This is a genomic window from Chryseobacterium sp. SIMBA_029, assembly GCF_046535275.1.
In the GTDB taxonomy this organism is placed as follows: Bacteria; Bacteroidota; Bacteroidia; order Flavobacteriales; family Weeksellaceae; genus Chryseobacterium.
Window position 1 is genome coordinate 335,369 of sequence record NZ_JAWRXA010000003.1, and the last position, 13,083, is coordinate 348,451.

Below are 13,083 nucleotides of genomic sequence, written 5' to 3' on the forward strand. Positions count from 1 at the left end.
AGAATAATTCTATCATAACTATAACGTTCATATAATTATGTTCTATATTCTGTTTTTGATCATTTTACCCAGTTTTTCCAGGTCGCTTTCTACCCTGTCCGTCCATTCGAGTGCATAATTCAGGCGCATACAGTTTTGATACTGATTATATTGGGAAAACATCCTTCCCGGGGCAAAGTTTATTTTTTTACTGAGTGCTTCATCGTACAGATCTTCGGTGCATATTCTTTTATCCAACTCCAGCCACAGCATAAAACCTCCTTTGGGTTCAGAAATTTTAGTGTTATCCGGAAAATATTCTGTGACTGATTTTTGAATCTGAAGATAATTCGCGTATAATTTCTTTCTGAACATTCTCAAGTGATGATCATAACGGCCATGTTCAAGAAAATCCGCAATCACATCAGAATATAAAGACGGACTGCATACGGTTTGTACCAGTTTCTGGCGGATAATCCGTTCTTTGAACTGACCCGGAGCTACCCACCCTACTCGGTATCCAGGTGCCAGTGATTTAGATACTGAACCAACCCACATCACCAGCCCTGCTTCATCATAAAATTTGCACGGTTTCGGTCTTTCCACACCAAAATACAGGTTCCCGTACAGATCATCTTCAATCAGCGGCACATTATATTCTGTAATCAGCCGCACCAGCTCTTTTTTATTCTCATCAGGCATCTGAAATCCTAACGGATTATTAAAATTGGTCACAAAACAGCAGGCTGAAAGTTTAGGCAATGCTTTTTTCAGTGCATCCAGATCAATCCCGGATATCGGATGGGTAGGTATTTCCACCGCTTTTAATCCCAACAGCTGAATAGCCTGAAGGATTCCAAAATATACCGGACTTTCTACCGCGACAGAATCCCCGGGTTTGGTAACGGCCATCAGGCAATTATAAATTGCATTCATCGCACCGGAAGTGATGACCAGATCGTCTTCTGTAATTTTACCTTCCAGTACCAACGCCCATTTTGCCATTTCCCTCCTTAACTGCTCACTACCCTGAACAGGTTCGTAATTCGTTCCGCTGTCATTTTTATTTTTGATCACATTAATGATGCTTTTCTTCAGTTTCGCAAGCGGCAGAAAGCTTTTCCCGGGAATTCCCAACGCAAACTGAGTGAGATCGGGGTTGGAAATTGTACCAAATACTTTATCAATTAAATCTTGTGGATTTTTTTCTATTTCCGATTCTTTAATTTTTGTAATACTGGGAAGCGCCAGCTTTCGCTGTGAAGTCTGGCTGACAAAATATCCATATTTCGGCTTGGATTCAACCAGAGAACGGCTTTCAAGCTCCATATAGGCAAGCTTTATGGTATTAAGACTTACATTATACAGCTTTTGAGCACTGCGCAGGGAAGGCAGCCGGTCTCCGAACTGCAGGGTTTCACTATGAATCTGCTCGGTAATTGCTTTTGCTATTTTTAGGTAGAGAACATCTTTGGCCATTGGTGAAGAAGAGTTTTAAATAAATGTACAATTTTATCCGTCAATACATCACCATCAGTCATTAAGCCAATCGATCATCTGATGGATACTGCTTTTTAACTGTTCCGGATTGCGGAAATTCGGAGTACTATTTTTCTTACTGTACGCTTCAGCGCGAAGAGCAAAATTTTTCTTTTCAGAAGGCGTCAGATTTTTCTTTTCATATATCGTAAAGCCTATTCCACCTTTTTCATTAATAATAAGGCTGGCAAAACCCATAATTTCGTTTTTCTTTTTGATTAACAGAAAAGGAATGCCAAAACCAGCGGTTACTTTTTTAGCACCGGTGCTCTGAATAAATATCTTTTTTAAGCTCACCATGTCTGAAATATATACTTCACTATATTGAAGCTGCTCCTGATACTGACTGATCGTTTTCATATGCTTTTCTTTATCTTCAAACAAAGTTATAGACTCTTATTATTAAGACACAGATACAGAAGTTAGTATTATCGTGGGTACAGGTGAGTGTTTTTCAGTCAAAACTCATTAAATGATTAGAAATATAGTTGTATTTAAAGACTTATCATTATAAAAGCAAAAACCTCTCTGTAAAATTTTACAGAGAGGTTTTTTGTGTGGTGCGGATGAAGGGACTCGAACCCCCACGCCTCACAGCACCAGATCCTAAGTCTGGCGTGGCTACCAATTACACCACATCCGCTGATTGTTTATTTTTTTAAGCGTTTGTTTCGCTGTTTGAATTACAAATATAGGACATTTTACCGTAAGATAAATACGATAATGATTAAACCGTAAAAAGACTGCTTAATGATTCTCTTTTAAATGAAAAAGCTCTCTATAACAAAGTTACAGAGAGCTTTTAGTACCCCGGGCGGGACTTGAACCCGCACGTCCTTACGAACACAGGATTTTAAGTCCTGCGTGTCTACCAGTTCCACCACCAGGGCATAATTTGGAGCGAAAAACGGGACTCGAACCCGCGACCCCAACCTTGGCAAGGTTGTGCTCTACCAGCTGAGCTATTTTCGCAAAACAATGTGCGGATGAAGGGACTCGAACCCCCACGCCTCACGGCACCAGATCCTAAGTCTGGCGTGGCTACCAATTACACCACATCCGCATTATTTTTGAGTTTATTTTAAAGAACTTCTTTCGTTTTTGTGAGTGCAAATATAGGACAATTTCCTTTACCTCCAAACTTTTCAGAAAAAAAAATTAAAATTTCTAGATTTCTTTTTTCAGGCACCTTTTATTACATTTCATTTTCTTACTTTTACATCGTTAATATTAATGATATGGAATTACAAGGAACGGTAAAGAAACTTTTTGATGCTCAGACATTTGCGAGCGGATTTCAAAAAAGAGAAATGGTTATTTTAACCCAAGAACAATATCCACAGCCGATAAACATTGAATTTTTGTCTGATAAGATCAGTTTATTAGATAACCTTAGAGAAGGCGAAAATGTAAAAGTAGGCATCAACATCAGAGGTAGAGAATGGACTTCTCCTCAAGGTGAAACTAAATATTTCAACTCTATTACAGGCTGGAAAATAGAAAAAGTTATGGATAACGGTTCTGAGCCTACTCAGGCTTCTCCATCACAATCTGCATCTCCTGTATCAAATGAAAACCCATTTGCTGGAGACGATGATGATGATTTGCCATTTTAATTAAAATAGTAAACCCCAATATAAATCCTGCTTTCATAAGTGGGATTTTTTTTACTTAACAATGGTTCGATTAGACGAAAACGAAATTTCATTTCCCGATCCTGAGTTGTATGACGGACATGACGGAATTATTGCTTTTGGCGGCGACCTGTCGTTAGAGCGTATATGGTTTGCGTATCAGCTGGGAATTTTCCCATGGTATAATCCTGATGAAGAAATTCTCTGGTGGTGTCCGGATCCCAGATTTGTTTTATTTCCCAATGAAATAAAAGTATCTAAATCGATGCGGAAAATACTGAACAGAAATGTTTTTACCTTCACAGAAAACCAAAATTTCAGGGAAGTCATCAAAAACTGTCAGCAGAGCAACAGAAAAGGACAGACAGGAACCTGGCTTTCTGATGAGCTGATGGAATCTTTTATTAAACTTCATGAATACGGCTTTGCCAAAAGCTTCGAAGTCTGGCAGGATAAGGAGTTGGTAGGCGGATTCTATGGCCTTCAAATTGGAAATGTATTTTGCGGGGAGAGTATGTTTGCCAAGGTAAGCAACGCTTCAAAAGCAGGATTTATTCACTTTGTAGAAAGCCATAAAAACAGCCTGGATCTTATTGACTGTCAATCCCATACGGAACACCTGGAAAGTCTTGGAGCCCGTATGATTTCTAAAAAAGACTTTTTAACAATTTTACATCAAAATAATGAACGCAAATAAGGAAAAATGGATTCTTCTGATTATATTAACTATCATCTGGGGATCATCTTTCATTTTGATCAAAAAGTCGCTCGAACATTTCAATCCTTTTCAGGTAGGAGCACTGAGGGTCCTTATTGCGGGTATTATTTTAATGCCCATTGCTATTTCCAAATATAAACTGTTTCCGAAAAAACACCTCAAATGGCTTATTTTGGCCGCATTTACAGGGAATTTCATTCCAATGTTTCTGTTTCCTATTGCCGAAACAGAGATCAGCAGCAGTATTGCGGGGATCATCAATTCTATGATGCCGATATTTGTGATCATCGTGGGGGCCTTAGTATGGAAATTTGAAACGACAAAGCAACAGATTATCGGAGTATGTATAAGTTTTACCGGAGTTTGTTTTCTGGCTTTCGGAGGTGGAGACGGTACAGAACTTAAACTGATTCCAATTGTATTATTACTTGTCGCAACACTGTGTTACGCCATCAGTACAACCACCATAAAGTCTAAACTGATGGAGCTATCTTCCACGATTTTATCTTCGTTTGTATTTTCTTTTGTCCTGTTTTTCCCTTCTTTAATTGCCTTATGCCTTACAGGATTCTTCTCTGAATTCGAGTTTTCAAAAGATGTGATGACCGGCCTTATGTTTGTTGGGTTATTAGCTGTTTTCGGAACCGGGCTTGCCATGACATTAAATTACAGATTATTGAAGGTATCTACTCCACTTTTCGCTTCTACGGTTACTTTGCTGATGCCTATTGTTGCTATTATCTGGGGTATTTTAGACGGGGAAAAACTTACGGTTATGCAATTTGTGGGAGCCATTATTATCATTGCAGGACTCATCTTTTTAAGAACCAAATCTGCTATAAAAAAATAATCCCGCATTGCTGCAGGATTATTTATGTATTATAGGATTGAAGAAATTCCCCAATCAAAATGATTAATTTTTCTTCTTTACTTTAGCCTTTGCTTTTTTCACCTCATCTTTGATATAAGGATATTTTTTCTGCATATCCGGAACAAGGGAAGGATCTAAATCTAATGCTTTTTGCAAGGATTCATGGCCTTTTTCCTGGTTTTTCAGGTTGAAATAGCAATTGCTCAGCTGATAATATAACTCTGCTCTTTCATGGGCTTTTACGGCTCTGTCTAAAATGGCAACGCCTTCTTCATATTCACCTAAAAGCATCAATACTTCTGAATACGCGTACCAGTTGTAAAATCTTGTAGGCTCAGCATCTACCAGTTTCTTCAGACACACAAGGCTTTCTTCAAACTTTCCTGAGTCGATGAATAAAAATGCCAGTCTTTTCTGATAGTCAAGGTTACTGTCATTCAGGCTGGTGGCTTCTTTTGCAAAATGAAGCGCTTCTGTCATTCCGCCCATTTCTTCATACAGATAAGACTGCTCCATCATAGCAAGATAGAATTGCGGATCTTCTCTTAATGATTTCTGGAAGGCATTCAGTGCTATAATAGGCTGTTTTAATGCTTTGTAGCACAATCCAATCTTATAAAATGTGAACGCTTTTGTGTATTCCAGCTCAAGCATTTCTTCATAGATTTCAATGGACTTTTTGTACTGCCCCAACGCTTCATAACAAGCTGCTTTATTAGCGTAAACGCCTACCGAACTTGAATTGATCGCCAACAGGTAGTCATACCCTTTTATGGCTTCTTCGTAATTTTTTCTGTTGAAATAGAACTGTCCATACTCAAACCAAGCGGTTTCAGAATAGGCAAAGTCGTCTAAGTATTCATTCAGAAAGGCAATAGCCTCCTCGTTCTTATTCAAATCGGTAAAGCATATCATGGCGTTCTCCAGCGAATATTCATCCGTTGGGTCTTCTTTTAATGCTTTTTTGTAATGTTTAAGAGCGTTAAAAGGATCTCCTAAATTCACATATTCATCCGCAATAAAATTGTGAAGGAAGTTTTCTTCTTCATTCAGTTCTAAAGCTTTTTTACAAATTTCAATGGATTTTCTAGGGTTTCCCAGGTTCGAATAATACTTTGCGTAGCACACCAGGAAGTCTGTGTTCTCCATAGATGAACCTTTCAACTCGTCGATGAGCTCTTTCGCAGCATTATAGTCTTCCCATTCCAGCAGGATTTCAAGTTTTTTAATCTTGATATCCAATGAATTTGGGTGAAGCTTCAGGCCATAAGTAACAGCATTATCTGCATAGTTAAAATCTCCCAGCTCCAGATAATAAACAATGATATCTTCCAATTCTTCTGTATCGAAGTAGAATTCATCATTGTTTTCCATCATTTCCTCGAACTTTTTTACAAGTTCATTTCCAAAATATTCTTCCAATATAGTGTTTCCCGTCGGCCCAATGTCTGAATTTACTTGCAGACATCGACAAACTTTTTTAATTAATTATTACTTTTCGAATCAATATTCAAAATATATGCAAATTTGCGAATTTTTTTTGAATTATGTTTTCGTAAATTTCTATTCTAAAGATAGTAAAAAGAAGAATACTATAAAAGGATTGTGGATAAAAAAAGACTAGTTATCATTAAATTAACACAACCAATCTTTTCCCGTTCTGAATTTCATTTTTCCAGATGGTTTCTATCTCTTTTAATGCAATAGTTTCCGTTTCTATCTTTACTTTATTCTGTACTGCAGCCTGAAACATTTCAGGAATAATCTCCGTGAGCAGCATTTTGAATTCTTCCGGTGTCCAGCTTCCTAATCCGGATCCTGAAATATGAAGATCCGTTCCTCTTAAAATTTGTGAAGACAGCTGGATCGTGTCTCCGCTCATTCCACCTACAGAAACCAGCCGTGTTCTATGAGAGAAATTACCTTCTCCTTTCAATGAAGACAGAATCATTTCAACAGAATGTCCCCAAAGATAATCTAAAACAACATCAATAGGGGTTTCCTGATGAATGTCTTTTATTCTCTGTCTAAATTCTTCATCCTTTTTTTGTAAAGAAATGACTTCATCGGCACCCATTTCGTACAGCGACTGCAAAGCTTCTTCGTTTCTGCCTGTAACAATTATTCTTTTGGCGCCATATAATTTTGCAATCTGAACCGCTACTTTTCCCGTAACTCCTGTTGCTCCATTAATGAGTACGGTTTCTCCCGGCTGTAGTTTCGCTTTGCATTTAAGGCCCATCGCTGAACCCATTACGGCATTGGGAAGTGCAGCAGCTGTTGCCATATCCAGCTCATCAGGAACCGGTACTATCATTTTTTGGTCGGCAATAGCTTTTTCCGCTACTGTTCCTTTTTTACTAAAAAAATAAACTTTTCTTCCGTCTTCCAATACTCCTACTCCATCACTTCCTATGATGGTCGGCTCATGTTTTTGGTTTTCGGTAGAATAATGGGTTCCTCCAGCTCTTGCTCTGTCCAGATGTTTGATGGAGGCTGCTTTTACCCATATCATACTCTGGTTTTCCTGGTTCAATTCAGGGTCCGGAAAATCTGCATATTGCGGAATTTGTCCTTTTTGAAATACTACGGCTGCTTTCATATTTTATTTTTAAACAAAATTATCATGAAAGCATTCGCTCTGCAATAACATTTGTTATCGGTTTACGATGTGCCTCTGTCTTTTAAAATTTTACTTTTTATCCTGCTGAGATGCACGGTTGTAATTCCCAGATAGGAAGCAATATAGTGCTGAGGAACTCTTTTAACAATTTCAGGTTTTTCTTTGGTAAGGGCAATGTAACGCTGTTGGGGACTGTCTTTAATGAATGAGAAAAAATGCTTCATATAATCGAACGTCCTTTCGAAAACGGTATCCATAAAACCGTTTCTAAGTTCGGGATCAGCATATATTTTTTCTAAAATTTTATCTACCGTAGCTTTATCTATTTTCCATACAATGCAGGGCTCAATGGTTTCCAGGGCTACCATACTTGGCAATCCTTTTCTAAAGCTTTCTAATGATGAAAACATGGTATTTTCCATAAAAAACTGGAACGTCACATCTTTTCCGTCATTATTATACCAGGCTCTTGCGATTCCTTTTTCAATATAATAGGCATTCTGGGAGACTTCGTTTTCCTGTAAAAGAACGGTTTTTGCAGGCACTTCCATTCGTTTGAAGTCTTTTACAAATTCTTTATATTCTTCTTTTGGAAAAGGAAATCTGTTTTTTAGATGCTCAAACATTTTTATTGATGGATAAGAACGGAACTTTTGCTCCGTTCTTATTATGTTATTTTTAAATCAGGCTTTTGATCTTCGCGATTATTTCATCACCTAATGCATCTGCTTCTGCTTGTGATGATGCTTCTGTATAGATTCTGATAATCGGTTCTGTATTAGATTTTCTCAGGTGAACCCAATTGTTTGCAAAGTCTATTTTTACTCCGTCCACGGTAGAAACTTCTTCATTTTGGTATTCTTTTTCCATTTGGGCTAAAATATCATCTACATTGATCTCAGGAGTTAATTCAATCTTCTTTTTCCCCATGAAATAAGCGGGGTAGCCTACTCTTAATTCGGATACCGTTTTATTTTCTTTTGCCAAATGGGTCAGAAATAAGGCTACTCCTACTAAAGAATCTCTTCCGTAATGAAGCTCAGGATAAATAATTCCTCCGTTTCCTTCTCCTCCTATCACGGCATTTTTCTCTTTCATTAAAGTGACTACATTCACTTCACCTACTGCACTTGCAAAATATTCTGAATCGTGATTGCGGGCAACATCCCTTAAAGCACGGCTTGAAGAAAGATTTGAGATTGCAGCTCCTTTTTTATGTTTCAATAAATAGTCTGCCACGGCAACCAAGGTATATTCTTCCCCAAACATTTCTCCTTTTTCATCAATCAGAGCCAATCTGTCAACATCGGGATCTACCACAACTCCTACATCTGCTTTTTCTTTGATTACCAACTCACAGATATCTCCCAAATGTTCTTTTAAAGGTTCCGGATTATGAGGAAACTGTCCGTTAGGTTCGCAGTATAGCTTTACCGTTTCACAGCCCAGTTTATCCAGTAACATTGGAATCGCGATTCCTCCTGTAGAGTTTACCGCATCCAACACCACTTTGAATTTTTTCGCTTTAATAGCTTCTGCATCCACCATCGGTAAATCTAAAATCTGCTGAATATGAATATCAAAAGCATCATCTCTTGTTTCATATTTTCCCAAATCATCTACTTCGGCGTAGTTGAAGTCTTCACTTTCGGCCAAAGCAAGAACGTCCGCTCCATTTTCACCGGTGATGAATTCTCCTTTATCGTTGAGTAATTTTAAGGCATTCCATTGTTTTGGGTTATGGGAAGCAGTAAGGATAATTCCTCCGTCTGCCTTCAGCTCGGGAACCATTATTTCTACGGTAGGTGTTGTAGAAAGACCTAAATCCACCACATTGATTCCCAATCCCTGCAAGGTCGCGGTAACCAGAGAAGAAACCATTTCACCAGAAATCCTGGCGTCTCTTCCTATGACAAGGGTTAAATTCTTTTTATTTTTATTGTTCTGAAGCCAGGTTCCGAATGCTGATGCAAATTTTACGACATCCAGCGGTGTTAAGTTATCATTTACTTTTCCACCTATTGTACCTCTAATCCCTGAAATAGACTTGATTAACGACATTATGTTTTTGTATTTTTTTTTATTAATTATTGTAGTTCTGAATTTTCTCTGCAAAGATACTTAAAGACTTTCAATTTACAGAACAGGTATTTTTTTCTGTAGTTTATCGTAGTTTCTTTTCACCACTTTCGGGGGTGCAAAGCGGTATCCGATGTACAGAAGACCGTATAGGTTATTATTTTCTACCGTCTGATTATTTTTTTCATCATAGGTATATGCTTTAAAATTCATTTTCCCGCCAAATAAAAACCGGTCTGTATTGTATCCTATATGAAGTCCGCCTGTAAATTTCATGGTTACATATTGTGCATTTTCTTTTGGTGCTTTTGTTCCGTCATCCAGTGTATCTCTGAAACTCGTCAGCTTTCCGCCTAGTCCTAATGACAGATAGGGTGAAATATTCACTTTTTTTCCGATGACCCAATTGTAAAAATATCCCATACTGGCTCCGAAATTATATTGAATTTCTTTGCTTGGCTGGTCGTCTATAATATTGCTGAAAATAGTAAGATCGTAATCCAGAAACGGAACCCAGCTTCCACTGCTCTTTTTTTGCCATTCTCCCTGAGTATAAATACTTTTGAGTGAGAAATTTTTGTTAAGCACATAAGCGGTAGAACCACCAAAGCTTTGTATTTTTAAATCCGGAAACTGAAGATAGGGGTCTCTTCCTTCCTGCCAGTCGGGAACAAAGTCCTTCATATTCTCGATATAAAATCCTTTTACTTTTTTGTAGTAAAGTGTCTGCGTAAATCTTTTAGGAAAGAAGCGAAACGTTAAGTCGCTGTAAGAACTGCTTCCTCTCTGAGCATCATCATTATTACCCGGCATAAACCTTGGCGTAAATGATAGTGTTGCACTGATGATTCTATAATCAATAGACAGCGAAGTTTTCGTTTTATTATTAATGGAAAGGATAGTCTGTTCTGCGTTTTTATGCCTGCCATCTGAAACAATATAGCTTTCTATATTGGTGTCAAGATTCGCGCGGATCATAACCTTATCGGTGTAGGATTTAAACTGTATAGAATCAGCCTGTGCTTTTCCTTCAACAGCCCACAGGAAACATAAAAAAATATATACTGCTTTCAGATTCAAATTGTAGTATTTAATTTTCAAAAACATGAAAATACTACAATTTTTTCAATTGTCTCTTTAAGTTTTGGTTAAGAACATCCACAGTCTTTATCACACTGGGATCTTTTGGAACTGAATTTCTTAGGCGCAAAATTCTTTCTAAGCATCCTGAATAAGGAATAGCAGGCAAATCCTACGATAAGAATGATCAGTACGTATTGAACAATTAATGAGGTGTTCATTATTTTAAAATTTGATATGCAAACATCGACACAAAGTATGCCAAACCAGTCATCATTACGACCTGAAAAGCAGTCCATCGCCAGCTTTTCGTCTCTCTGTATACTACTGCAAGTGTAGAAACACACTGCATTGCAAATGCATAAAATAAAAGCACGGAAACTCCTGTTGCAAAATTGAAGACCTTTTCTCCATTTGGCTTTACATCGTTTCTCATTTTATCAATGACTTTCATTTCCGGAGCATCACTATCAAGGCTGTACAAAGTAGACATGGTTCCCACGAATACTTCTCTTGCCACAAAACTTGTGATAATACCTACTCCCATTTTCCAGTCATACCCTAATGGCGCAATGGCAGGCTCAATGGCTTTTCCCATTTTTGCCAGATATGAATGGTCAAGTTCTACATTGGTAGCCACCATTTCATCCGGTTTTTGCTGTGGTCCGAAATAACTCAGAAACCAAATGATGATGCTTACGATGAAGATAATTTTACCGGCTCCGGTAATAAAATCCCACACCTTCCCTAACACCAGCTTAAAATCGTATCCGAAAAGTGGTTTTTTATAGGCTGGAAGATCCATTACCAAATAAGTCTTTCCTTGATTTTTAATGAATCTTTTCAGAATTGCGGATGACAGTAGGGCTACAGCGAAACCTAAGAGGTACATTCCCATCAAAACCAGTGCTTTATATTTAATTCCTAAGAAAGTGTCGTCTGAAATAATCAACCCGATGATGATACTGTACACGGGAAGTCTTGCCGAGCATGTCATAAAAGGAGTTACCAGAATAGTTAACAGTCTTTCTCTTACATTTTCAATATTTCGGGTAGAGATCACGGCAGGAATTGCACATGCTGTTCCTGAAACCAACGGAACAATACTTTTCCCGTTGAGTCCAAACGGACGCAGAAATCTGTCCATCAGGAAAATAACCCTCGCCATATATCCAGAATCTTCGAGAAGATACAGGAAATACAGCAAAATTCCGATCTGTGGGGCAAAAACCATAATCCCCCCTAATCCTGGGATAATCCCATTGGAGATTAATGAATTGACAGGTCCTTCCGGAAGGTGCTCACCACTAAATGCTGACAGCCATGCAAAGAAATCATCGATCCAGTTCATCGGATATTCTGCCAAAAAGAATACACTTTGGAAGATAATCAATAAGATAAACATAAATACAACATAGCCCCAGAATTTATGAACCAGCACTTTGTCAAGTTTTTCAGTCAGAAGTTCTTTAAACTGAGGTTTTTTAGTGATAACATCAGCTAAAATTTTATCTACTTTCTGATACCTTCTAACAGTTTCCTGTACCTGTAGCCTTTTGGGAACCATACTTTTGGTATCAGACCCAGCGAGCAAATCTTTTATGGATTCTATTTTCCCCAGTTCTCCTTCGGAAGACAGAGCAATCCAGGCTTTATATTCGTTATCGATTCCTTTATGAGAGGCAAATTTCTGAAGGAAATCTTTATGCTCATTAGGCGTTTCAAAAGAGAGTGTCTCTGTTTTTACAAACTGGTTATTGAAAACAGCTTCTCTGATTTCATCGATTCCGATCTGCTCCTTAGCATTGGTTTGAATGATTGTGATTCCTAATGCTTCAGAGAATTTTTTGATGTCGATATCCACACCTCTTCTTTCCGCCTGGTCAATCTGATTGACCACCAGAATCATAGGAACTCCAAGATCCTGAATCTGCTGGAATAAAAGAAGTCCTCTTTTTAAGCTTAACGCTTCAAGGATGTATACTACCCCTGCATAATTTTTTTGTTCATCGATAAGGAATTTAGAAAAAATGGCCTCATCTTCCGAGCTTGGATAAATACTGTATGAACCTGGTAAGTCTATTACCTCAACCTCTTCATCTTTATAGGTATACTGCCCGGAATGGCTTGCAACGGTAACCCCTGCATAATTTCCGGTTTTCTGCTTTTTATTACAAAGTGTATTGAAAACTGTTGATTTTCCTACATTAGGGTTTCCTACTAAAAGTACCTGTTTTTTTTTAGTTTCCTGCATTAATTCAATTCTTCAACAATGATATAATTCCCTTCTTCTTCACGAAGGGCTATACGGCTTTTTTCGTCACCAAATTCCACATACATGGGGCCATTAAACGGAGCCTGATACAAAATCCTAAAAACGGTCTCCGGCAGAAGCCCCATTTCAATGATTTTGTTGGGCATTTTCAGGTGGTCATTATCATACCCCAATATCTTTCCCATTCTGTTTTTGGGAAATCCGCTTAATTTATGTAAATCCTTCTCTTTCAAAGTCTTCATTTTTGTGAATGCAAATATACGTTATTTAAATCTAATCTAAATA

General features: G+C 37.9%; 13 protein-coding genes and 4 tRNA genes. 3 read left to right on the forward strand and 14 right to left on the reverse strand.

What is annotated here, in order from left to right:
* Nucleotides 1-42: 42 nt before the first annotated feature.
* From SB679_RS07035 to SB679_RS07060, 6 genes are all read right to left on the reverse strand, one after another.
* The gene (locus SB679_RS07035) at nucleotides 43-1,458 is read right to left on the reverse strand and encodes a PLP-dependent aminotransferase family protein (RefSeq protein WP_410701563.1); all 1,416 of its coding nucleotides are present in this window, start codon (nucleotides 1,456-1,458) and stop codon (nucleotides 43-45) included.
* Nucleotides 1,459-1,512: 54 nt separating this feature from the next.
* Nucleotides 1,513-1,878, reverse strand: a complete 366-nt coding sequence (locus SB679_RS07040; RefSeq protein WP_410701564.1) for a hypothetical protein — start codon at nucleotides 1,876-1,878, stop codon at nucleotides 1,513-1,515.
* Nucleotides 1,879-2,076: 198 nt separating this feature from the next.
* Nucleotides 2,077-2,161: transfer RNA gene (locus tag SB679_RS07045), tRNA-Leu, on the reverse strand.
* Nucleotides 2,162-2,324: 163 nt separating this feature from the next.
* A tRNA-Leu gene (locus SB679_RS07050) sits at nucleotides 2,325-2,408 on the reverse strand.
* 6 nt (nucleotides 2,409-2,414) lie between these two features.
* Nucleotides 2,415-2,490 (reverse strand) — tRNA-Gly (locus SB679_RS07055).
* Between the two features lie 9 nt (nucleotides 2,491-2,499).
* Nucleotides 2,500-2,581: transfer RNA gene (locus SB679_RS07060), tRNA-Leu, on the reverse strand.
* Between the two features lie 175 nt (nucleotides 2,582-2,756).
* Between SB679_RS07060 and SB679_RS07065 the strand changes: the two genes are divergently transcribed.
* The 3 genes from SB679_RS07065 (at nucleotide 2,757) to SB679_RS07075 (ending at nucleotide 4,720) form a co-directional block, all read left to right on the forward strand.
* The gene (locus tag SB679_RS07065; protein WP_034709817.1) at nucleotides 2,757-3,134 is read left to right on the forward strand and encodes a DUF3127 domain-containing protein; all 378 of its coding nucleotides are present in this window, start codon (nucleotides 2,757-2,759) and stop codon (nucleotides 3,132-3,134) included.
* A 61-nt stretch (nucleotides 3,135-3,195) separates the two neighbouring features.
* Nucleotides 3,196-3,849 carry a leucyl/phenylalanyl-tRNA--protein transferase gene (gene aat / locus SB679_RS07070; RefSeq protein WP_410701565.1) on the forward strand — a complete coding sequence of 218 codons (654 nt, stop codon included), beginning with the start codon at nucleotides 3,196-3,198 and terminating at the stop codon, nucleotides 3,847-3,849.
* On the forward strand, nucleotides 3,836-4,720 hold the full coding sequence (locus SB679_RS07075; RefSeq protein ID WP_410701566.1) for a DMT family transporter: 885 nt from the start codon (nucleotides 3,836-3,838) through the stop codon (nucleotides 4,718-4,720). Before aat ends, SB679_RS07075 begins: the two co-directional genes overlap by 14 nt.
* Before the next feature lie 63 nt (nucleotides 4,721-4,783).
* On the opposite strand, the gene SB679_RS07080 is transcribed toward SB679_RS07075, so the two are convergent.
* The 8 genes from SB679_RS07080 to SB679_RS07115 all read right to left on the reverse strand — a co-directional run bounded on the left by SB679_RS07080 (nucleotide 4,784) and on the right by SB679_RS07115 (nucleotide 13,040).
* Complete coding sequence (locus SB679_RS07080; RefSeq protein WP_034709042.1) at nucleotides 4,784-6,163, reverse strand: tetratricopeptide repeat protein; 1,380 nt, start codon at nucleotides 6,161-6,163, stop codon at nucleotides 4,784-4,786.
* Nucleotides 6,164-6,371: 208 nt separating this feature from the next.
* Nucleotides 6,372-7,343, reverse strand: a complete 972-nt coding sequence (locus SB679_RS07085) for a quinone oxidoreductase family protein (RefSeq protein WP_410701567.1) — start codon at nucleotides 7,341-7,343, stop codon at nucleotides 6,372-6,374.
* 62 nt (nucleotides 7,344-7,405) lie between these two features.
* Nucleotides 7,406-7,990, reverse strand: coding sequence for a Crp/Fnr family transcriptional regulator (locus SB679_RS07090; protein WP_410701568.1), 585 nt, complete (start codon nucleotides 7,988-7,990; stop codon nucleotides 7,406-7,408).
* Between the two features lie 52 nt (nucleotides 7,991-8,042).
* A complete protein-coding gene (gene glmM, locus SB679_RS07095) occupies nucleotides 8,043-9,425 on the reverse strand; it encodes a phosphoglucosamine mutase (RefSeq protein WP_410701569.1) in 1,383 nt (460 codons plus the stop codon).
* Nucleotides 9,426-9,500: 75 nt separating this feature from the next.
* Nucleotides 9,501-10,550 carry a DUF4421 family protein gene (locus tag SB679_RS07100; RefSeq protein WP_410701570.1) on the reverse strand — a complete coding sequence of 350 codons (1,050 nt, stop codon included), beginning with the start codon at nucleotides 10,548-10,550 and terminating at the stop codon, nucleotides 9,501-9,503.
* A gap of 41 nt (nucleotides 10,551-10,591) precedes the next feature.
* Nucleotides 10,592-10,744 (reverse strand): hypothetical protein, encoded by a 153-nt coding sequence (locus tag SB679_RS07105; RefSeq protein WP_317740349.1) that lies wholly within the window; start codon nucleotides 10,742-10,744, stop codon nucleotides 10,592-10,594.
* Nucleotides 10,744-12,777, reverse strand: a complete 2,034-nt coding sequence (feoB, locus tag SB679_RS07110; RefSeq protein ID WP_410701571.1) for a ferrous iron transport protein B — start codon at nucleotides 12,775-12,777, stop codon at nucleotides 10,744-10,746. Before feoB ends, SB679_RS07105 begins: the two co-directional genes overlap by 1 nt.
* Complete coding sequence (locus SB679_RS07115; protein WP_410701572.1) at nucleotides 12,777-13,040, reverse strand: ferrous iron transport protein A; 264 nt, start codon at nucleotides 13,038-13,040, stop codon at nucleotides 12,777-12,779. Before SB679_RS07115 ends, feoB begins: the two co-directional genes overlap by 1 nt.
* Nucleotides 13,041-13,083 lie beyond the last annotated feature (43 nt).